Genomic DNA, 19,761 nt, shown 5'->3' with positions numbered 1-19,761 from the left:
TGGCGTATGAAAACAAATGACCCCGGCTATGTTTATATACTGACTAATCCCAGTTTTCGAGAGGATTGGGTGAAAATAGGTAAAAGTACTCGCCCCGTTGACATTCGTTCAAAGGAGTTGGACAATACCGCTGTGCCGTTGCCTTTTGAAATCTTTGCCACGATGAAGACTTCTAAATTCAATGAGGTTGAAAGACTTGTGCATAAGACAATAGACCGATTGACAGACTTGCGTATTCGGCAAAATAGGGAATTCTTTAATGTTGACCCCAAAGTGGCTCTTGATATTTTCAGAGACATCGCTTTGACAATTGACGATGCGGTCATAACTGAATATGAGGACAATAAACCTATTATAGCGCACCCCGAAAAGAAAGAAAAGAAATCAGAATTTTCTCGACCGAAAAAACGGGAGCGATTCAAATTCAGCATGGTACATATCAAGATAGGTGAATATATTACTTTTATCCCTACCAATCTGAAAGTGAAAGTTGCAAGTGATGATTCCATCGAATATGACGGACGAATTTACAAATTGTCTCCTTTTGTCGGTACGTTTCTTCCGGAAGAAAAGAGAACACCTTCAAATGCCTATCAGGGGAGCAAGTATTTCTCGTACAACGGAAAAATATTAGATGACTTAAGGACAGCCTTTGAAAAAGAAGCTGATAATGAAATAAACATTGTAGAAAACAAAACTGTTTAAGAACATGAGTGAAGAACTCCAACAAAAACTCCGCGCCCAGCTTTGGGAGGTTGCCAACAACCTGCGCGGCAATATGTCAGCCAACGAATTTATGTACTTCTCGTTGGGCTTTATCTTTTATAAGTACCTTTCTGAAAAAATAGAGAACTATGCCGACCGTGCGCTTGAAGATGACGAAATCACTTTCAAACAGTTGTGGCAGTCAGGCGAAGAAGATGCCCTTGAACTTCAAGAGGAAGTCAAGAAGCAGTGTTTGGAAAATATCGGTTATTTTGTAGAGCCGCAATATCTCTTCACCTCTATCATTGACGCAATTAAGCGCAAGGAGAATATTATTCCCTCTCTCGAACGTTCGCTGAAGCGCATTGAGGACAGCACGCTCGGACAAGAGAGTGAGGACGATTTTGGAGGTTTGTTTTCAGACATAGACCTTGCTTCGCCCAAGCTCGGCAAAACTACCGATGACAAGAATACGCTCATATCCAATGTACTGATTGCTTTGAACGGCATTGACTTCGGAGCGGACGAAGCTACGCAGATAGATATTCTCGGCGATGCTTATGAATATATGATTTCTCAGTTTGCCGCTGGAGCGGGCAAGAAAGCCGGAGAATTTTACACACCGCAAGAAGTGAGCCAGATTCTTGCCGAGATAGTGACTATCGGACATACTCGCTTACGCAATGTATATGACCCTACTTGCGGTTCGGGTTCACTGCTTATTCGTGCAGCTCATACGGGACGGGCATACGAGATATTCGGGCAGGAGAAAAACCCCACTACTTACAACTTGTGCCGTATGAATATGTTGCTGCATGGTATCAAGTTCAGTAATTTCCAGATAGAGAATGGCGACACCTTGGAGGCGGACGCTTTCGGTGACACCCAGTTCGATGCCGTGGTTGCCAATCCTCCTTTCTCCGCAGAGTGGAGTGCCGCCGACAAGTTCAACAATGATGACCGTTTCAGCCGTGCCGGTCGCCTTGCTCCGCGCAAGACAGCTGACTATGCCTTTATACTGCACATGCTCTATCATCTTGTGGATGGTGGTACAATGGCTTGCGTTGTACCGCACGGCGTATTGTTCCGTGGTAATGCCGAGGGCGTTATCCGCCGTTTCCTTATCGAGAAGAAGAACTGCATTGACGCAATTATCGGCTTGCCAGCCAATATCTTCTACGGCACTTCCATTCCCACTTGTATTCTCGTGATGAAGAAATGCCGCAAGGAGGACGATAATATTTTGTTTATTGACGCAAGCAAGGAGTTTGAAAAGGTCAAGACCCAAAACAAACTACGCAAGGAGCATATCGACAAGATTGTAGATACTTACCGCAATCGCACCGAGATAGAAAAGTACAGCCACCTCGCCACCTTGCAGGAAGTAGCCGATAACGACTATAATTTGAACATTCCCCGTTATGTGGATACCTTTGAAGAGGAAGAGCCTATCGACATTAAGGCTGTCATGGCTGAAATCAAGGAATTGGAAGCCAAACGTGCTGACCTTGACAAAGAGATTGAAGGCTACCTTCGTGAACTGGGAATTGTAGAATAAAACGAAGAGGGTAAGATTATGGCTAAAAAGTTCGAGATAAGAAACAGCACAGCGGAGTTCTTGATATTTACTGTCGCAGACAAAGAGCAAGGGGTTGAAGTGTTGTATAAAGATGAAAGCATTTGGGCGACACAAAAAGTTATTGCCACTCTTTTTGATGTGGATAGAACGGTTGTCACCAAGCACTTGAAGAATATTTTCGACACTTGTGAATTGGATAAGGAAGTGGTATGTGCAATTTTTGCACATACCACCGAGCATGGGGCTATAGACGGAAAAACGCAGACTAAAGAAGTACAATACTATAATCTTGATGCTATCATCTCTGTGGGCTACCGTGTCAATTCCATTCGTGCCACCCAATTCCGCCAATGGTGTACCTATGTGTTGCGCCAATTTGCCATCCGTGGTTATGTCATAGACAAGAAACGCATGGAAAACGGTTCTTTTATCGGTGAGGATTATTTTGAACACTTGTTGGCTGAAGTCCGTGAGATACGATTGAGTGAACGCCGTTTCTACCAAAAACTCACCGATATTTACGCCACTGCCATTGACTACAATCGTGATGCGCCCACTACACGGCTGTTCTTCAAAAAGGTTCAGAACAAAATGCACTATGCCGTACATGGGCATACGGCTGCCGAACTTATCGTGCAACGTGCAAACTCCGAGAAAGAACACATGGGGCTTACCTCTTGGGAAAATGCTCCTGACGGAAAGATAGTGAAGCCCGATGTGGTTATAGCAAAAAACTATCTGAAAGAAAACGAGTTGGAAAATATGGCGCAATTAGTCAATGCTGTTCTTGATTTAGCAGAACGAATGGCGAAACGTCACATTCCGATGACTATGGAAGATTGGGCAAAACGTATTGACATCATCCTCGAAGCTGGAGGTGATGCGATATTAGCCGATGCAGGAAAGATTACGGCAGAGTTCGCCAAGGAATTTGCCGAATCGGAATTCGAGAAATACCGTATCGTTCAAGACCGTTTGTTTAGCTCCGATTTCGACCGTTTCAATAATGGCGACAACTTGTTGTCCTTTGATATTAACCCCGATAAAGAGTAAGGATAAGACTTAAACGCATATTGAAACTGCTACATATCGTAGCAGTTTTTCTTGCAGCATAACGAAATTTGATTAGAGATTAAAAATAACTATGGCAAATAATAACGACAATAAAGTCCTTAATGTTCCACATTTGAGATTTCCGGAGTTTACGGAGGAGTGGGAAGAACATGCACTTGCTGAATATTTAGATTTCAAAAATGGTCTTAATCCAGATGTGAAACGCATTGGACGTGGACTCCCTTTTATTTCCGTTATGGATATTCTTGCCGATGGAACTATTAACTATGATAGTATTCGAGGAAAGGTAGAAGCAACTGAAAGAGAAATTGAAAATTTTAGCGTAGAAAAAGGAGACATCCTATTTCAACGTAGTTCGGAAACATTAGAAGATGTTGGTCGTGCTAACGTTTATATGGATAATCGTACAGCTGTGTATGGAGGTTTTGTCATTCGTGGTCGTAAAATTGGTGACTACAATCCGTTATTTTTTAAGTATTTACTATCTACCCCATTAGCACGAAAGCGAACTTGTAGAATGGGGGCTGGTGCACAACATTTCAATATCGGTCAAGACGGATTATCTAAAATCTCTTTGTGCTTTCCTTTGATGGAGGAACAGAATAAGATTGCGAGGTTGTTATCATTGATAGATGAACGCATTGTCACCCAAAACAAAATCATTGACAAGTTACAGTCCTTAATCAAGGGAATTGCACAGAATGTAGCTCGCAACAATAAACCCAATATTCGCTTATCGGAATGCTTGGAATGTAGTTCTTCAACGCTACAAGAGAGCGATGTTTGTAAAAACGGTACATACCCTGTGTATGGTGCAAATGGCATCGTTGGCTATCTCGATAATTATAACACAGAGAAGGAAGCCGTCTATATTATTAAAGATGGTTCAGGTGTTGGAACCGTTTCTTATGTTACTGGAAAATGCTCTGCAACAGGGACATTGAACACCTTACAAGCAAAAGAAGGTTATTCACTTCAATACCTTTACTATATGCTAAAAGTGTTCAACTTTGAACCTTATAAAACAAGCATGGCTATACCTCACATATATTTCAAGGATTATGGTAAAGCCAAAATATTTTGCCCATCATATACAGAACAACTCAAATATGCAAGATTACTGTCAGCAATAGATAACAAACTATCGGCAGAACAGAGTATTTTAACCGACCTTAGTTTGCAGAAACAATACTTGCTTCGCCAGATGTTCATATAAACATCTGGCGAAGCAGATACTGCTTTTGAAGTATATAAAGATTTAAGACATTATGATTAATCTCTATCTTGTCTTGAATTTTATCAAGAATCATTGCTTTCTGCTTTTGTTCAGAAATAGTGGGCAATGTTATTTTTAACTTTTCCAATGGGGTTCGTACTATTTGCGGCTGGCCAGATCCAGAAATTATACTATTGAAGTTATATGCAGAGAGATAATGATATAAATATTTCTTGTACACCTTATCTTGATACTTATCTGTATTTATCACCATTGCATTTCCAGTTATCCAAGACATTGGCTTGGTATAATTCACCATGCCACAAGTATTTCCACGACAAGTTATACAGATTTGTTCTGTTTTATGGTTGTAATCCTTATATTTACCAATAATACCATTTGCCCCATATACAAGAAAACCATCTTCTGTTAATTCTGCTGAAGATATTGTTTGTGGCTGATATATTTGTGCAATTTCACTTAAATATACATTATCGCTACCATTTCTTTGCATACAACAAACTCTTAGTCCCTTGATTAAGGACTGTAACTTGTCAATGATTTTGTTTTGAATAGCGATGCGCTCGTCAATGGCACGCAATAACTTAGCGATTTTTATTTGCTCGTCTTTTGAGGGTATTGTAATCTTGATAGATTTAATCTGCTCAAAATTTAGCCCTTGTCTATTTCCTCCTGCTTGAAAACTATCTATTTGTCTCTGACCATAATTAGACAATAAAAAGCTACAGATAAATGAAGGAACAAGATTTTCTTTAGTACGAATAATACAAACATGTTGATTTACATTGCCACCGACTATTTGTTTGTCTACTAATGCGCTACGCCCAATAGATGCTCCTGTAATATTAAGCAATACGTCATTGAATTGTAGCTCTGTGTTCTTTTGGCGTAGATGCGTTTCTTCATCAATGAAAGCAATATCATCCAGCAGAAGATTTCCTAAACCAACGTTTTGACTACGTACAAAAGGATGTCCTTCTGTCTTATATACAGCTTCCCCACCTCTTGGCGTTACACCACTACCCACTTTTGTAGTTAGTTCGCCTATAGTACACATTTTCCACTCTCCACTGAACTCCGGAAATCTCAAATGTGGAACTTAAAGTACTCATTTGGCTATGAGTATATAATTAGAGAGCGTTGTTGCTCCGAATTATATACCATATCATTATGAATCTGAAAACAATTAAAGAGATTGCGGTCGCATGGCTCGAATACAAGCGACCATTTGTGAAAGATTCCACCTTTGCCGCTTATGCACTCACTGTGCAGAACCATATTGTTCCGGCATTTGGAGAATCGTGTGAATTACCCGAAACCGATGTGCAGCAGTTCGTGTTGCAGAAGTTGGAAAACGGTATCAGTGTCAAGACCATAAAGGATATTCTCATAGTCCTTAAAATGGTGATGAAGTACGGGGTGAAGCAGTCGTGGCTTCTCCATGCCGAATGGGATATAAAGTACCCCACATCATCGGCTACGAAACCGTTGGAAGTGCTGTCTATTACCGATCACAAGAAAATCTTGGCGCATATCCGTGCCAACTTCAACTTCCAAAGTTTAGGCATCTACCTTTGCTTAACTACGGGCTTGCGCATCGGTGAAATCTGCGCTTTGCGGTGGAGCGACATTTGCCTTGAGAAAGGCTCTTTGACCGTTCAACGCACCATTGAGCGAATCTATGTTATTACTCCCGATGAGAAGCACACCGAAATAGTTATCAACACACCGAAGACGGCAAACTCGTGTCGTGAAATTCCCCTTAGCCGAGAAGCCTTGTCGCTGATAAAGCCGTTGCTGAAAGTCGTAAATCCTGCTTTCTATGTGGTAACAAACGATGCGAAGCCCACCGAACCGCGCACATATCGTTCGTTCTACAAGCGTTTCATGGCTTCACTCAATATGCCCGACTTGAAATTTCACGGACTGCGCCACTCTTTCGCCACCCGTTGCATAGAATCGGGCTGTGATTACAAGACCGTCAGCGTATTACTCGGTCATGCCAACATATCCACAACGCTTGACCTATATGTTCACCCTAATATGGAGCAAAAGAAACGATGCATCGAGCGAATGGTAAAATCAGTGAAATGAGAGAACGGCTTAATTCTCATATCAATCACGGAAAGTAAAAATAAGAAATCCGCCATCAGTCGTTATTCGTAAAGATAAATTCTGATGACGGCTTTCTTTTCTTGATTCAAACATCCGTTTCACGGCACGGTTCACACTTTTTCAATATTTCCCAACCGCTTTTCCTTGGTGATTTTCGCATAAATTTGAGTCGTGGAAATGTTCTTATGACCAAGGATAGAGCTAACGGTTTCAATCGGTACTTCGTTGGATTGCAATATAGTAGTCGCTGGTCTTTTGTCGGTTGATTTTTATCCATTGGTGGTCATCGAAGTAAGTCACGATATTTTCCTCTTTCAGATTGCGCATATCCGAAAAGCTCAATCCCGTGAAGATGCAGAACAGGAACATATCCCAGTAGAGTTCCTGCTTGGCGTTCTTCAGCTTTCCGTCCATCAGCATTTTTTCGTATGACTTTTTGGACTTCATCCGGGCTTCCACCATCTCAGCCACTTATTGCTTAATATTGTGCCATAAAGAGCCTGATTTCCGTTGGTCACGAATAGGTAACGTGACTCAGGTTTCAATTGGCGTTTTCATGGTTTTTCGTGGCGTTTACACGCCAATCAAAAATCCTTTAATTGTCTGTATCTCAAATCATCTTCCTCGTTCTTCTGTATTCCAAGAAAAAGTAGTACTTTTGTTGAATAAAGAACAAAAGAAGATGGTTGTCGAAGAGAAATATATGGCCCGCTGCATCGAGCTTGCACGGGGTGGAGAAGGCAATACGGCTCCGAATCCGATGGTCGGTGCGGTGATTGTGCATAAAGGGAAGATCATAGGGGAAGGGTTTCATCGCAAATGTGGCGAAGCGCATGCCGAAGTGAATGCGGTGGCTTCCGTTCGGGATGAAGCGCTTTTGCGGGATTCTACTATCTATGTAAGTCTCGAACCCTGTTCCCACTACGGAAAGACACCTCCTTGTGCGGAGTTGATTATAAGGAAAGGTATCCCGCGCGTCGTGGTCGGCACTTTGGACCCGTTTCCAGAAGTGTCGGGACGAGGAGTACGCATGTTGCGCGAGGCAGGTATCGAAGTCGTGACGGGTGTGCTGGAAGAAGAGGCCCGTGCCTTGAATCCTGCTTTTATGACTTTCCAGATACGGAAACGCCCTTATGTCTATCTGAAATGGGCCCAGAGCGCAGATGGGTTTATGGATATCCGGAGGGAAGATGCTTCTGTACCTTCGGTGCTTTTGTCTTCAGCCGAGACTCTCCGAAGGGTTCATCGGCTTCGTTCCGAAGTGGCGGCTATTATGGTCGGGACACGTACGGCGTTGTTAGACAATCCGTCGCTGACTGTGCGGCATTGGGCTGGCCGTTCTCCAGTCCGGGTGGTGCTCGACCGGACGTTGAAGTTGCCGGTCGGTTCGCATCTGCTGGATGGCGCGGTGCCTACGCTCGTATTTACAGCTGTCGAAGTCGAAAGCCGACCGAATGTCGAGTATGTGCAGATTGATTTCGGGCAGGAGGTCCTGTCGCAAGTCTTGCAATATTTGTATGGGCAGAATTTGAATTCGTTGATGGTCGAAGGAGGTGCGGAACTGCTGGAAAGCTTCCTTGATGCCGGCCTGTGGGACGAGGCCTGGGTTGAGACGGCTCCGGTCGTTTTGGGTGCGGGTGTGAAAGCACCTGCTGTTCCTGGCGTGTTGACCGGTACGGAACAGAGGCACGGACATCTTTTGGAAACCTGGAAACAAAAGGCTTAAAATGAACTTATAATTCGTAACGACACTAAAATATTATAAATATTCTCCTATATGGGGTATAAAGCAAAAAATGTTTCTACTTTTGTGCCTTTATATGCAACAAACTTATTTTTTGATGAAAAATAGAATAGTACTGTTTATAGCCGGATGTTGTGCTCTGTTATTGTCGTCTTGTTTGGGTTCGGATGATACGCAATATGAGTGGAGTAAAGATTGTCAGATTCTATCTTTTTCTTTGTCGAATGATTCTATCCCAGGTTTGAAAGATGTCGTTTTCACGATTGATCAGGTGGATGGGAAAATATTTAATATTGATTCAATGCCTTATGGAACAAAGCTGGATGAAAAAGTGATTTGTACGGTTAAGCTGGCTTCTACGGTGTATACTTGTCAGGTCATGCAGGAAGCTATCAGTGATACGTTAAGCTATTGGAACCTGGAAGACTCGTTGGATTTCTCCAAACCAGTTAAGTTCGTGAACACATTGTGGGACGGCAAAACCACAAAAACATACATTGCGCAAGTCAATATTCACCAGGTTGTTCCCGACTCGATGGTCTGGGGTGTTTACAAGGAAGGTATTACGGACGGTGCTGTCAAGGAAGAAAAGGTAGTTGTTTTCGGTGAAGGAAGTGGCGAGTCTTATTATATGTATACGCAGCCTGTAAACGTAAACGAAGGCTACCGGTTGTACCGTTCGGCCGTTACGGATGGAAAGAATTGGACGGAACTGTCTGTATCGGGGCTTCCTGCCGGAGAAGTCCGTTTGTCACAGATTACTGCTTATGAAGATGCGTTTTATGCTGTTACGACGAAAGGTTTCCTTTATAGTTCAGCCGATGGCCAGACTTGGTCGCTAGTCGAAAATGCACCGGTGATAAAAGCTATTTTGGGTGCTATTGATGTGGACGATGATTTTACGGCAGCCGGAAAGCAGCCGTCAGCCCTTAGTGCGGTTATCGACAAGAATGGCACGTTGGTTTACGGGTATATGAATGAAGCGAAGGAATGGAACGAAGGAACTCTTCTGAACGAAGGCTTCCCTTTGACCGGTTTCGGTAATCTTTCTTATAATTCGATGTTCCGTGCCCGCCTGTTAGTGGTTGCCGGAAGAGATAAGGACAATAAACTGACGAATACGGCTTGGGCGACGGATGATGGCAAAGTCTGGGCGAAGTTGACGGATGACGAAACGGCGCCTTTTGATAAACAGGAGGGGGTCGCTGTAGCGGAATATGACGATAAGATATTTATGTTGAGTGGTATCAATGAAGCAGGTAAGGCCTCTTCTGACATTTACCTGTCACGTGACGGCGGCGTAAACTGGAGTCTGTCGGATACATTGGTTGTAATGCCGCAGGAATTCAAGGCAAGAGGGTTCTCTTCTATCTACGTGGATAAGGATAATTATATGTATCTTTTCGGTGGAAAAGAAACCAATAGTTCGAATGTATTAAATCAAATCTGGCGCGGCCGTATTAACCGTCTGGGTTTTTAAGTATAAAGAAAGTTCGTGGAGGACCGTATAATTTTATGAGTGATTCGGCGTTAGAAAAGAAGGTATAGATTATAACAGAAAACGATTATGACTTCAACTTTCTTTCAGCGCATACTCTTATTAGTCCTTTTGGCCGGTTGCATGACCGGTCTTCACGCACAAGAATATAAATATGAGATCGGAGGAATGGCAGGCGGAGCCTTTTATATGGGCGATGTCAACAAGAACGCTTTTTTCAAAGGGTTGAATCCCGCGTTCGGAGCCGTTTTTCGCTATAATCCCAATTTCAGGTGGGCTTTAAAGACCAATCTGATGTGGGGGCAGGTTTCAGGTACGACGGAAGGGCAGCAGAATGTTTTTCCGGACCATGCACAAGGTTCTTTCAGTCGGAGCCTGATCGAACTGGGCGGGCAGATGGAGTTCAACTTCTTTCCGTACAGTGATAAATTTGCGTATTCAAACGCAAGACGTTTCACTCCCTATATTTTTATGGGATTGGGGGTGACGGTAGCGCCGGGTAGCGGGAAGACTTTTGCCGGTCCGAACATTCCGCTCGGTGTAGGTTTGAAATACAAGGTTAAGAACAGGATCAACCTGGGATGCGAGTTCTCGTTCCGTAAGCTATTTGGCGACGGTCTGGACGTGACGGACGACAGCAATGCGTTTCTGGATGATCCCTACCATATGAAAGGTAGTTTTTTGAAGAATAAAGATTGGTATTCTTTTTTGTTGTTTACGGTTACTTGGGATTTCGGTCCGCGGTGCAGGACTTGCAACAATGCGAAGAATATAGATAACATACAGTAGTTATAGATGAAAACACTATGTCGCTGATTGAACAAATAGATAAAAATCGATTGCCGCAGCATGTGGCGATTATTATGGACGGTAACGGACGTTGGGCCAAAGCGAAGGGAAAAGACCGGAGCTATGGACACCAGGAGGGCGTTGTCTCTGTCCGTAAAGTCGTGGAAGCCGCTACAACCGTGGGTTTGAAATATCTGACGATGTACACGTTTTCGACAGAAAACTGGAATCGTCCGGAGGCGGAGGTACAGGCGTTGATGAGCTTGCTGGTCGCAGCCATCCATCGCGAGACTCCCGATCTGATGAAAAATAACGTCCGTCTGATGGCGATCGGCAATCTGGATCGCTTGCCGGCAGATGCATATGCCACTTTGCAGGATTGTATTGCACAGACTTCAGCCAATACGGGTGTTACGCTCATATTGGCTTTAAGTTATTCGGCCCGTTGGGAAATAACCGAAGCCGTGAAACGTCTGGCCAGGGAGGCGGTGGAGAAAAAAATAAACCCTGACGATATAACCGAGGCTGTCGTCTCGGATTATTTGACGACCAAAGGTATTCCCGATCCGGATTTATTGATCCGTACCGGAGGAGAACAACGCGTCAGCAACTTCCTGCTTTGGCAGTTGTCATATGCCGAATTCTTCTTTACCGATGTGTATTGGCCGGATTTTAGAGAAGAAGAGTTGTATGGAGCTATATTGTATTACCAGCAGCGTGAACGGCGCTTCGGTAAGACAAGCGAGCAATTAATCTTATAAACAATAGCTGTTATATGTACAAAAGAATAGTGCTGTTTTTCATGTTTCTGGGATTTGCTTTCGGGGCTTTTGCTCAGGAAACTGACACTACCAAGGTTGAAGAGCCGGCAGAAGTGCCGGTCATTTCCTATTCGTCACCTCCCAAAAAGTATAAAATTGCGGATATCAAGGTGACGGGGATTAAGAATTATGATGATTTCGTGTTAATAGGCTTTTCCGGTTTGTCGGTAGGGGATGAGGTTACTATACCTGAGCCGGGCGGGGCGATTACAGATGCTGTAAAGCGTTTCTGGAAACATGGACTATTCTCGGATGTAAAGATTCTGGCAACTAAAATAGAGGGAGATCAGGTTTGGTTGGAAATCCAATTGAAACAGCGTCCGCGTATTTCGGAAGTCAACTATCATGGTATCAAGAAGGGGGAACGTGAAGATCTGGAAGCCCGTCTGGGGTTGCGTAAAGGATACCAGGTGACTCCTAACCTGATCGATCGTGCGACCACGCTGATCAAGAAGTTCTTCGATGGCAAAGGCTTTAAGAATGTGGATGTCGAAATCTTTCAGAAAGACGATATCGCACATGAAGGTGAAGTGATCGTAGATATCAACATCAACAAGAACGAAAAGACCAAAATCCACAAGATCCATTTCGAAGGAAACAGTGCGTTGACTGATCGCGACTTGAAAAAGGCGATGAAAAAGACGAACGAGAAGTTCAGCCTGTTTAACGACTGGAAGAGCAGTATCTTGGAAGCATTCAGCACGAAGAAATTTACGACTGAAGAATACGAAAACGATAAGAAACACATTATCGAGAAATATAATGAAAAGGGATATCGCGATGCTGTTCTTGTGGAAGACAGTGTTGTGAACTATAACGATAAACGTGTGGATATCTTCCTGAAAGTGGAAGAAGGTGACAAATATTACCTGAAGGATATCAACTTTGTCGGTAATACGAAATATCCGACGGAACAGTTGTTATATATTTTAGGAATGAAACCTGGCGATGTTTACAACCAGAAGAAACTGAATGAACGATTGACGACCGACGAGGATGCCGTTTCCAACTTGTATTATAACAACGGTTACATTTTCTTTGGTGCCGATCCTGTTGAAGTGGATGTCGAAAACGACTCCATCTCTTTGGAAGTACGTATTCAGGAAGGTCCTCAGGCGACTATCAACCGAGTGATTATTAACGGTAACGACCGTCTGTATGAAGATATCGTGCGCCGTGAACTCCGTACGAAGCCGGGTATGTTGTTCAGTCGTGACGACTTGATGCGTTCAACCCGTGAAATCGCACAGATGGGACATTTCGATCCGGAAAACTTGGTTCCGCAACCAATACCCGATCCAGATAACGGAACGGTGGATATCCAATACAACCTTGTGTCCAAGGCAAATGACCAGATCGAGTTCTCTGCCGGTTGGGGACAAACTGGTGTGATCGGTAAGTTGAGTTTGAAGTTTACGAACTTCTCCATGAAGAACCTGCTGAATCCGAGTACATATAAAGGCATTATTCCGCAGGGTGAAGGACAGACGCTGACGTTGAGCGGCCAGACAAATGGACGTTACTATCAGGCATACAGCATATCGTTTATGGATCCGTGGTTCGGAGGCAAACGACCGAATACATTGTCCGTGAGCGCCTACTTCTCCAAACAGACGGATATCAGTAGTAATTATTTGAGCAATAACAGTTATGGTTATAACCCGTATTACGGTTATGGCGGCTATCCATACTATGGCGGCTACGGTGGCTATGGTTATGGCTACGGTTACGGTTATGGCAATTATGGTAACTATGAGCTGGCCTATGACCCGGATAAGTCGATCATGATGTTCGGACTTTCTGCCGGTTATGGTAAGCGCCTGAACTGGCCGGATGATTACTTCCAGTTTATGGCGACTCTGAACTATCAGTTGTATATGATGAAAGACTGGGATTACTTCCTGGTAAATAACGGTAACTGTCATAACATCAACTTGGAATTGAACTTGCAGCGTAACTCTATCGACAATCCGCTGTACACACGTAAAGGCTCTCAGTTCATGTTCTCGGTTGCCGCCACTCCTCCTTGGTCTTTATGGGACGGCAAGGACTATAAGAATATGAGCGATCAAGATGAAGCCAAGTTCCGTATGATCGAATATCATAAATGGAAATTCAAAGCGAAGATATTCTCTCCGCTGGCTCCTCTGACAGTAAAACGTACGCCGGTATTGATGACGCGTGTCGAATACGGATTTCTGGGTTCTTACAACAAGTATAAGAAATCGCCGTTCGAAACCTTCTATATGGGGGGTGACGGTATGAGTGGATACTCAAGTACCTATGCAACCGAAACGATCGGTTTGAGAGGTTACGAGAACGGTAGTATTGCCGGTAACGGTGGTTACAATTCCTATGGTTACGCTTACTCCCGTCTGTCGATGGAGTTGCGCTATCCGTTCCTGTTGGAACCGTCTTCGACGATCTACGGTCTGGTATTCGTGGAAGCGGGTAATGCTTGGAGAGATTTGAAAGATTTCAATCCGTTCCAATTGAAGCGTTCTGCCGGTGTCGGTGTCCGTATCTTCCTCCCGATGATCGGTTTGATGGGTATCGACTGGGCTTACGGTTTCGACCGTCCTGATGGATACGATCAGAGAGGTGGAAGCAACTTCCACTTCATTATCGGTCAGGAATTTTAGAAAATTGAATATTGAATGTTCAATATGAGATAGAAAAGACAACCGGATTTGTTTCCGGTTGTCTTTTTTGCGTTTGGGCATTCTTTGAACCGTACTTGGCAAGTCTGTTAAATTGTTAATTGTATCTTATTAATTTTCAATTTTCAACTTTCAAATTTCAATTCTCTTATCTTTGCAGTCAGAAGGTGTAACTATAAATGACATGTGTATGAAAAAGATTATTGTCTTAAGCTGTCTGTTGTTCCTCTGCTCGTTTGCAGGGCACGCACAAAAGTTTGCATTAATAGATATGGAATATATATTGAAAAATATTCCGGCTTATGAAATGACGAATGAGCAGTTGAGTCAGGTTTCCAAAAAATGGCAGAACGAAGTGGATGCTATCCAGCAGGAAGCGCAGAACATGTACAAGACTTACCAGAGCGATCTTGTATTTCTGTCTGCCGAGATGAAGTCGAAACGTGAAGAAGCGATCGTTCAGAAAGAACAGGAGGCACAGGATTTGAAACGTAAATATTTTGGTCCTGAAGGCGAACTGTTTAAAAAACGTGAAAGCCTGATGAAGCCGATACAGGATGAGATCTACAATGCCGTGAAGGAAATCTCCGAAGACAAAGGTTATCAGATGGTCATGGACCGGGCGTCGTCAATGAATATCATTTTTGCTTCTCCGAAGATCGATATAAGCAATGAAGTCCTGATAAAGTTAGGATATTCAAAATAAATGCTTACATTTGTGCGCTTTAATGAAGCAAATTAAGAATATGATTAATAACAAGTAATATTTTATAGGAAAATGAAGAAACTGATTATTTTTTTGTTGATGATGCTCCCGTTGGGCGTTTTTGCTCAAGAATCTAAGATTGCGATTGTAAATACGCAGGAAGTGATCCAGGCTATGCCGGAATTTGCAACGATGCAGAAACAAATGGCTGATATGGAAGCCAAATATAAAAACGAAATGCAGGTGATGCAGGATGAATACAATAAGAAGTATTCCGATTTTGTTGCACAGCAGGATTCATTGACAGAAAATATCAAAATGAGAAGAATGCAGGAATTGCAGGATATGGAACAGCGTACACAGAACTTCATCCAGATTTCTCAGCAGGATTTCCAGAAGAAGCAGGGTGAGTTGTTCACTCCGATCCAGGACAAACTGAAAAATGCAATCAAGGCAGTCGGTGACGAAAAAGGATATACTTATATTCTGGATCCGCAGATTGTTCTTTATCAGGGTAATACTGCTGTTGACGCAACTCAGTTCGTAAAAGCTAAGTTAGGTATTAACTAATATAATTAGCAAACATAAAATAGCGAAGACAGAAGTCCTCGCTATTATCTTTTAAGGCACGGATTTCACGTATTTACACGGATAAATTTATTTTCTTTCCGCGTTTTCAGTGAAATCCGTGCTTGAATTATATATAAATAAACAACTTCTCTCATGTTTTCATCAGTACCAGGTCCGATTGGTATCTTCGACTCCGGTTACGGGGGGCTTACCATTTTTGATAAGATCAGAGCAGCAATGCCGGGGTATGATTATATTTATTTGGGCGATAATGCCCGTTCTCCCTATGGTACGCGTTCGTTCGAAGTCGTGTATCGTTTTACAAAGCAGGCTGTGGAGACGCTTTTCAATGAGGGATGCCAGCTTGTAATCTTGGCTTGCAATACGGCATCGGCAAAGGCATTGCGTACGATCCAACAGCGGGACTTGCCACAGTGGGACCCGGCTCGTCGGGTGTTGGGCGTAATCCGTCCGACGGTGGAGCTGATGGATAAGATCAGCAAGAGCAAGCATGTCGGTATTTTAGGGACGACCGGCACCATTACTTCCGACTCCTATTCGCTGGAAATAAAAAAGATGTTTCCTCATATGACGGTGACGGGTGAAGCCTGCCCGATGTGGGTTCCGTTGGTTGAGAATAATGAGTTCGATTCACCGGGAGCGGATTATTTCGTGCGGAAGCATTTGGAACATATTTTGGCTGCCGATCCGGAGATCGATACGCTCGTCTTGGGCTGCACGCATTATCCGTTGCTGATCGAAAAGATCAAGGCATTCCTGCCTGAGGGAATTACTTTATTCTCGCAGGGAGAATATGTAGCCGCGAGCCTGACCGACTATCTACGCCGTCATCCCGAAATGGATATCCGTTTGACAAAGCAGGGAAACTGTCGTTTCCTGACCACCGAGTCCGCTGCCAAATTCTCCGATGCCGCCTCTGTTTTCTTGAATCATCCGGTAGAGGTGGAACAGATTCGATTGGTTGAATGAATAATCTGCCAATCGACGCTTGCACTTGTGTGTGGAAGCACGACTGGACTATCTGGTGATAGACTGTCCTTTTCTCTTAAACGATATTTTTTCCGAACGGCGAAAGAGCCAGTGCGGCCATCTTGAAATGCTGTCTGCCGAAAGGAATGCCGATAATCGTGATGCACAGCAGTAACCCGAAAAACAGGTGTGTCAGGCAGATCCAGAAGCCACCGATGAAGATCCAGATCACGTTCATGACCAGGCACAGGCAACCACCTGAATTACCGTTGTCCGTCACCCGGCTGCCGAAGGGCCAAAGGGCCAGCATTCCTAATTTCAATGTCTGCAACCCGAAAGGGATACCGATTATCGTAATCATCAGCAGCAAGCTGGATATCAGATATTCCACAGCGGTAAGCAACCCGCCGCAGATAAGCCAAATGATATTACCCAAAAATTTCATAGCATCAATATTATAAATTATTTTTTACTCTCATGCTGTCCAATTCTGCCAACACCGTCTGCTTCACGATGGCAAAGCTGTCGCGCAGTTCCGGTTTGACCGGCAGCGAAGGCGGAGCTTCCATCTGTAACGGGTTGATCGGCTGTCCGTTCTTATATACCCGGAAATCGAGGTGAGGCCCTGTCGAAAGCCCTGTCGAGCCAACGTAGCCGATAACCTGTCCCTGCTCGACATGGCTGCCGACTTGTATGCCTTTGGCATATTTGCTCAGGTGCATATAGGAAGTCGTATATACGGAGTTATGTTTTACTTTCAACGTATGGCCTCCTCCGCCCATATAGCCTTTGGCGATGACGGTCCCCGCTCCGATACTCTTGACTTCCGTTCCGACGGGAGCCGCATAGTCTACTCCATGATGTGCCCGATAGCGTTTCAGGATCGGATGGAAGCGGGCGTTCGTGAAACGCGATGTGATGCGGAAGAAATCCAACGGAGCCTTCAGGAAAGCCTTCCTGAGGCTATTCCCTTCAAGATCGAAATATTCGAAAACGCTATCTTGGGTGAATGGTATGGCTGTAAAATCTTTTCCTTGATGCGTGAAGACGGCTCCCTCGATGGAGGTGATATTCAGGGCTGTCGTGTCGTCTATATAGGCAACGTCGTACAACACCCGGAATGAGTCTCCTTCTTTTACATCGAAAAAGTCGATCTGCCAGGCATATACATCCGAAATCTTGATCGCCAGTAACGGGTCCGCTCCACTTGCCTTGATCACGTTCCAAAGGGAAGAATTGATTGTCCCTTCTGTGTAATGGCGTTTGATGGTAATAGGCTTGTTGAATTCGTATGCCAGGATCGAATCGCCTGTCAGGTCGATGACGGCATAATCGACAAGTGATTTGGCAAAGGCGATATAACGTATATCGGCAACGCTGTCCTGAGTTGTAAATGTATAATAGTTCATACCCGCACGGAGTTTGGTCGGGTTCAGAACATGGATGGAGGCTTTCGTAATGCTGTCTGCTTTCAAGGCGGAGAAACCGAGGGCTGAAAAGATTGCGGCGGGATTATCGCCGTTTCTCATCTTGTACTCCGTCACGTCCAACGAGTCGATGCAGATGCCATATTGATATACGTGTTGCAGGCTGTCCAGCCATTCGCTGTCGACTCCTTCTTCTTCGGGTTGTTGTTTCGTATGTGTGCAGGAAAAGCAGGTAAGCAGTCCTGCGAGTAACAAATATAGGACGATGCTCTTATTCATTCTCCGGCTTCTTTTTTCATCTCTGTTAGTTCTTCTACCTGTTTTTGTGACAATTGAAGTGCCTTTTCCAGGTCTTCCACTTTAAATCCTTTTCTATTCATAAGGCAAACGAGGTTGCGTCCGTGATGTATGCTGCTGTCGTTCAATAAATCTTTTGTGTCCATATCATACTATTTTATACGTTGCAACAAATATACAAAATTAATCTGTAAGCCTTATTAATTGACCAACTCCTTTGTCGGTGGTCCGGATATTGGCGAAGCATAAATGTTGATACCGGTAAATCATCATTCGGATTATTATTCTACAAACTTATTATTGATTGTGAAAACAACTGTCATACTATCATACTTTGCTTTTGGCAGTATGAATATCAATACTTATGTGGAATGATAGTAGGCATGATGGATGTTTTTTCAACTATCATACCATCATGAAAACAATAACTTTTTCACATGTAACATATAGCATATTTTCAGCAATATAGTTACATTTTTTTGTCGAGACCCGGGTGTCAGACGTCTGCAGACCCGGGTCTCAAGACCGCTCAGATGGAGGTGTAAATGGCTCTGATACGGGCATTTTGAGGAAAAAATCTAACGTCTTTCTTATAAAAAAGTAACGTGTTCCGGCAAAAAAGGCTTATGCTTTCCTGAAAACATTCTGTTTTTAACACTTTTGGAGTGTATCTGTTTCGGGTAAAACGGCTAAAATGATGGTTAAACTGCTGATTTATGATAGTTGCATGATAGTTAAAAAGGAAACTGTCATGCCTATATGTTATGATGTTCAAGTTATATACAAGAAACATGATAGTATGATAGTTGTTTTTTTTAATTCATTATAGTACTGATAAGTTTGAACCGTAAATGCAGATTTACCGGTGAACTAACGGGTAAGGCTGAACCTCGTGCCGCAAGCTCTCTTTTGCCGTCTGCTTTAGCTGATGAATAGATGATTGTTCCCGGCTTTGCCGGTTCCTCTGTGGTTTTTTAACCCCTTTAAATACAATACAAGCTGTGAATGGGGTGTAAGAATGGTTAATGAATATTAAATAATGAGCTTGTCGGGAACTTTTTGCAATGATTCGGCGTCTTATATTTACGAGTGATTATTATAAATGAAAAAGTAAAAAATGAAAAAAGCTATTTTGACACTTTTGATGATTCCTGCTTTTGTCGGGATGTTGTTTTCTTGCTCTGAAGTCAAAACAGATGCAAAGAAGTTGGAAGGTAAATGGAATATTGTGGAAGTAAAAGGAGAAAAAATACTGAAAGAAGGTTTGCCCAATATGGAGTTTGATATGAAAGATAATAAAGTTCACGGTAATGCCGGATGTAATATCTTTAATTCGACTGTCGTGCTGGACGACCAGGATATTTCTTCCATCACGATCAACCCCGCAGCCACTACCATGATGGCTTGTCCGGATATGGAGATCGAAGATGCGATCTTGAAAGCTATGGGAAACGTGAAAGGTGTGAAGGCCGGCCAGTCCGAAAATGAAATGTTGCTGGTCGATGCTGACGGTAACGTGTTGATGGTTTTGTCAAAAAACTAATTGGAT

18 protein-coding genes and 1 pseudogene are annotated in these 19,761 nt (G+C 43.4%); 14 read left to right on the top strand and 5 right to left on the bottom strand.

Annotation, left to right across the window (positions count from 1 at the left end):
- The first annotated feature begins 6 nt into the window (after positions 1-6).
- The 4 genes from KTG12_RS04660 (at position 7) to KTG12_RS04645 (ending at position 4,574) form a co-directional block, all read left to right on the top strand.
- Positions 7-705: a GIY-YIG nuclease family protein gene (locus KTG12_RS04660; RefSeq protein ID WP_046451840.1), complete on the top strand. Its 699-nt coding sequence runs from the start codon at positions 7-9 to the stop codon at positions 703-705.
- A 4-nt stretch (positions 706-709) separates the two neighbouring features.
- Positions 710-2,263: a type I restriction-modification system subunit M gene (locus KTG12_RS04655; protein ID WP_005648253.1), complete on the top strand. Its 1,554-nt coding sequence runs from the start codon at positions 710-712 to the stop codon at positions 2,261-2,263.
- An 18-nt stretch (positions 2,264-2,281) separates the two neighbouring features.
- Complete coding sequence (locus KTG12_RS04650; RefSeq protein WP_005648251.1) at positions 2,282-3,337, top strand: virulence RhuM family protein; 1,056 nt, start codon at positions 2,282-2,284, stop codon at positions 3,335-3,337.
- 91 nt (positions 3,338-3,428) lie between these two features.
- The gene (locus KTG12_RS04645) at positions 3,429-4,574 is read left to right on the top strand and encodes a restriction endonuclease subunit S (protein ID WP_158534070.1); all 1,146 of its coding nucleotides are present in this window, start codon (positions 3,429-3,431) and stop codon (positions 4,572-4,574) included.
- On the opposite strand, the gene KTG12_RS04640 is transcribed toward KTG12_RS04645, so the two are convergent.
- Positions 4,567-5,652, bottom strand: a complete 1,086-nt coding sequence (locus tag KTG12_RS04640; protein ID WP_205289579.1) for a restriction endonuclease subunit S — start codon at positions 5,650-5,652, stop codon at positions 4,567-4,569. The genes KTG12_RS04645 and KTG12_RS04640 overlap by 8 nt on opposite strands.
- A gap of 113 nt (positions 5,653-5,765) precedes the next feature.
- Here KTG12_RS04640 and KTG12_RS04635 point away from each other — a divergent pair, with 113 nt between their 5' ends.
- Positions 5,766-6,689, top strand: coding sequence for a site-specific integrase (locus KTG12_RS04635; RefSeq protein ID WP_005648244.1), 924 nt, complete (start codon positions 5,766-5,768; stop codon positions 6,687-6,689).
- 131 nt (positions 6,690-6,820) lie between these two features.
- On the opposite strand, the pseudogene KTG12_RS04630 reads toward KTG12_RS04635, so the two are convergent.
- Positions 6,821-7,133: pseudogene (locus KTG12_RS04630) on the bottom strand (tyrosine-type recombinase/integrase); the annotation flags it as partial.
- Positions 7,134-7,392: 259 nt separating this feature from the next.
- Here KTG12_RS04630 and ribD point away from each other — a divergent pair.
- The 8 genes from ribD to murI all read left to right on the top strand — a co-directional run bounded on the left by ribD (position 7,393) and on the right by murI (position 16,488).
- Entirely contained in the window at positions 7,393-8,436 is a 1,044-nt protein-coding gene (gene ribD, locus KTG12_RS04625; protein ID WP_022322341.1) for a bifunctional diaminohydroxyphosphoribosylaminopyrimidine deaminase/5-amino-6-(5-phosphoribosylamino)uracil reductase RibD, read from the top strand.
- A gap of 70 nt (positions 8,437-8,506) precedes the next feature.
- Positions 8,507-9,934, top strand: a complete 1,428-nt coding sequence (locus KTG12_RS04620; protein ID WP_122298198.1) for a DUF6242 domain-containing protein — start codon at positions 8,507-8,509, stop codon at positions 9,932-9,934.
- An 87-nt stretch (positions 9,935-10,021) separates the two neighbouring features.
- Positions 10,022-10,741 carry a DUF6089 family protein gene (locus tag KTG12_RS04615; protein WP_005637342.1) on the top strand — a complete coding sequence of 240 codons (720 nt, stop codon included), beginning with the start codon at positions 10,022-10,024 and terminating at the stop codon, positions 10,739-10,741.
- Between the two features lie 17 nt (positions 10,742-10,758).
- A complete protein-coding gene (locus KTG12_RS04610) occupies positions 10,759-11,502 on the top strand; it encodes an isoprenyl transferase (protein WP_005637341.1) in 744 nt (247 codons plus the stop codon).
- Positions 11,503-11,516: 14 nt separating this feature from the next.
- Positions 11,517-14,204, top strand: a complete 2,688-nt coding sequence (gene bamA, locus KTG12_RS04605) for an outer membrane protein assembly factor BamA (RefSeq protein WP_122115764.1) — start codon at positions 11,517-11,519, stop codon at positions 14,202-14,204.
- Positions 14,205-14,412: 208 nt separating this feature from the next.
- Positions 14,413-14,928: an OmpH family outer membrane protein gene (locus tag KTG12_RS04600; RefSeq protein WP_022322345.1), complete on the top strand. Its 516-nt coding sequence runs from the start codon at positions 14,413-14,415 to the stop codon at positions 14,926-14,928.
- A gap of 72 nt (positions 14,929-15,000) precedes the next feature.
- Entirely contained in the window at positions 15,001-15,498 is a 498-nt protein-coding gene (locus KTG12_RS04595) for an OmpH family outer membrane protein (RefSeq protein ID WP_005637336.1), read from the top strand.
- 153 nt (positions 15,499-15,651) lie between these two features.
- Complete coding sequence (gene murI / locus KTG12_RS04590; RefSeq protein ID WP_005637335.1) at positions 15,652-16,488, top strand: glutamate racemase; 837 nt, start codon at positions 15,652-15,654, stop codon at positions 16,486-16,488.
- Positions 16,489-16,564: 76 nt separating this feature from the next.
- On the opposite strand, the gene KTG12_RS04585 is transcribed toward murI, so the two are convergent.
- From KTG12_RS04585 to KTG12_RS04575, 3 genes are read right to left on the bottom strand one after another with little or no spacing between them, the layout of a single operon-like run.
- A complete protein-coding gene (locus KTG12_RS04585) occupies positions 16,565-16,933 on the bottom strand; it encodes a YccF domain-containing protein (RefSeq protein ID WP_005637334.1) in 369 nt (122 codons plus the stop codon).
- Positions 16,934-16,943: 10 nt separating this feature from the next.
- On the bottom strand, positions 16,944-18,194 hold the full coding sequence (locus tag KTG12_RS04580; protein ID WP_022322346.1) for a M23 family metallopeptidase: 1,251 nt from the start codon (positions 18,192-18,194) through the stop codon (positions 16,944-16,946).
- Positions 18,191-18,358, bottom strand: a complete 168-nt coding sequence (locus tag KTG12_RS04575) for a hypothetical protein (protein WP_005637332.1) — start codon at positions 18,356-18,358, stop codon at positions 18,191-18,193. The genes KTG12_RS04580 and KTG12_RS04575 overlap by 4 nt, the downstream gene beginning before the upstream one ends.
- 971 nt (positions 18,359-19,329) lie before the next feature.
- On the opposite strand from KTG12_RS04575, the gene KTG12_RS04570 reads away from it, so the two are divergent.
- Positions 19,330-19,755: an META domain-containing protein gene (locus KTG12_RS04570; RefSeq protein ID WP_005637320.1), complete on the top strand. Its 426-nt coding sequence runs from the start codon at positions 19,330-19,332 to the stop codon at positions 19,753-19,755.
- Positions 19,756-19,761: the final 6 nt, after the last annotated feature.

The sequence above is a fragment of the Parabacteroides sp. MSK.9.14 genome, from assembly GCF_019041495.1.
GTDB classification, from domain to species: Bacteria; Bacteroidota; Bacteroidia; order Bacteroidales; family Tannerellaceae; genus Parabacteroides; species Parabacteroides merdae.
The sequence above is the reverse complement of the archived record's forward strand: the minus strand, read 5'-3'. Positions and strand labels throughout refer to the sequence as shown.

What these genes read in the sequence shown, in the direction of transcription:
- KTG12_RS04660 (WP_046451840.1), top strand. Translation starts at nt 7, where the DNA reads ATGAAAACAAATGACCCCGGCTATGTTTATATACTGACTAATCCCAGT.
- KTG12_RS04655 (WP_005648253.1), top strand. Translation starts at nt 710, where the DNA reads ATGAGTGAAGAACTCCAACAAAAACTCCGCGCCCAGCTTTGGGAGGTT.
- KTG12_RS04650 (WP_005648251.1), top strand. Translation starts at nt 2,282, where the DNA reads ATGGCTAAAAAGTTCGAGATAAGAAACAGCACAGCGGAGTTCTTGATA.
- KTG12_RS04645 (WP_158534070.1), top strand. Translation starts at nt 3,429, where the DNA reads ATGGCAAATAATAACGACAATAAAGTCCTTAATGTTCCACATTTGAGA.
- KTG12_RS04640 (WP_205289579.1), bottom strand. Translation starts at nt 5,652, where the DNA reads ATGTGTACTATAGGCGAACTAACTACAAAAGTGGGTAGTGGTGTAACG.
- KTG12_RS04635 (WP_005648244.1), top strand. Translation starts at nt 5,766, where the DNA reads ATGAATCTGAAAACAATTAAAGAGATTGCGGTCGCATGGCTCGAATAC.
- ribD (WP_022322341.1), top strand. Translation starts at nt 7,393, where the DNA reads ATGGTTGTCGAAGAGAAATATATGGCCCGCTGCATCGAGCTTGCACGG.
- KTG12_RS04620 (WP_122298198.1), top strand. Translation starts at nt 8,507, where the DNA reads ATGTTTCTACTTTTGTGCCTTTATATGCAACAAACTTATTTTTTGATG.
- KTG12_RS04615 (WP_005637342.1), top strand. Translation starts at nt 10,022, where the DNA reads ATGACTTCAACTTTCTTTCAGCGCATACTCTTATTAGTCCTTTTGGCC.
- KTG12_RS04610 (WP_005637341.1), top strand. Translation starts at nt 10,759, where the DNA reads ATGTCGCTGATTGAACAAATAGATAAAAATCGATTGCCGCAGCATGTG.
- bamA (WP_122115764.1), top strand. Translation starts at nt 11,517, where the DNA reads ATGTACAAAAGAATAGTGCTGTTTTTCATGTTTCTGGGATTTGCTTTC.
- KTG12_RS04600 (WP_022322345.1), top strand. Translation starts at nt 14,413, where the DNA reads ATGAAAAAGATTATTGTCTTAAGCTGTCTGTTGTTCCTCTGCTCGTTT.
- KTG12_RS04595 (WP_005637336.1), top strand. Translation starts at nt 15,001, where the DNA reads ATGAAGAAACTGATTATTTTTTTGTTGATGATGCTCCCGTTGGGCGTT.
- murI (WP_005637335.1), top strand. Translation starts at nt 15,652, where the DNA reads ATGTTTTCATCAGTACCAGGTCCGATTGGTATCTTCGACTCCGGTTAC.
- KTG12_RS04585 (WP_005637334.1), bottom strand. Translation starts at nt 16,933, where the DNA reads ATGAAATTTTTGGGTAATATCATTTGGCTTATCTGCGGCGGGTTGCTT.
- KTG12_RS04580 (WP_022322346.1), bottom strand. Translation starts at nt 18,194, where the DNA reads ATGAATAAGAGCATCGTCCTATATTTGTTACTCGCAGGACTGCTTACC.
- KTG12_RS04575 (WP_005637332.1), bottom strand. Translation starts at nt 18,358, where the DNA reads ATGGACACAAAAGATTTATTGAACGACAGCAGCATACATCACGGACGC.
- KTG12_RS04570 (WP_005637320.1), top strand. Translation starts at nt 19,330, where the DNA reads ATGAAAAAAGCTATTTTGACACTTTTGATGATTCCTGCTTTTGTCGGG.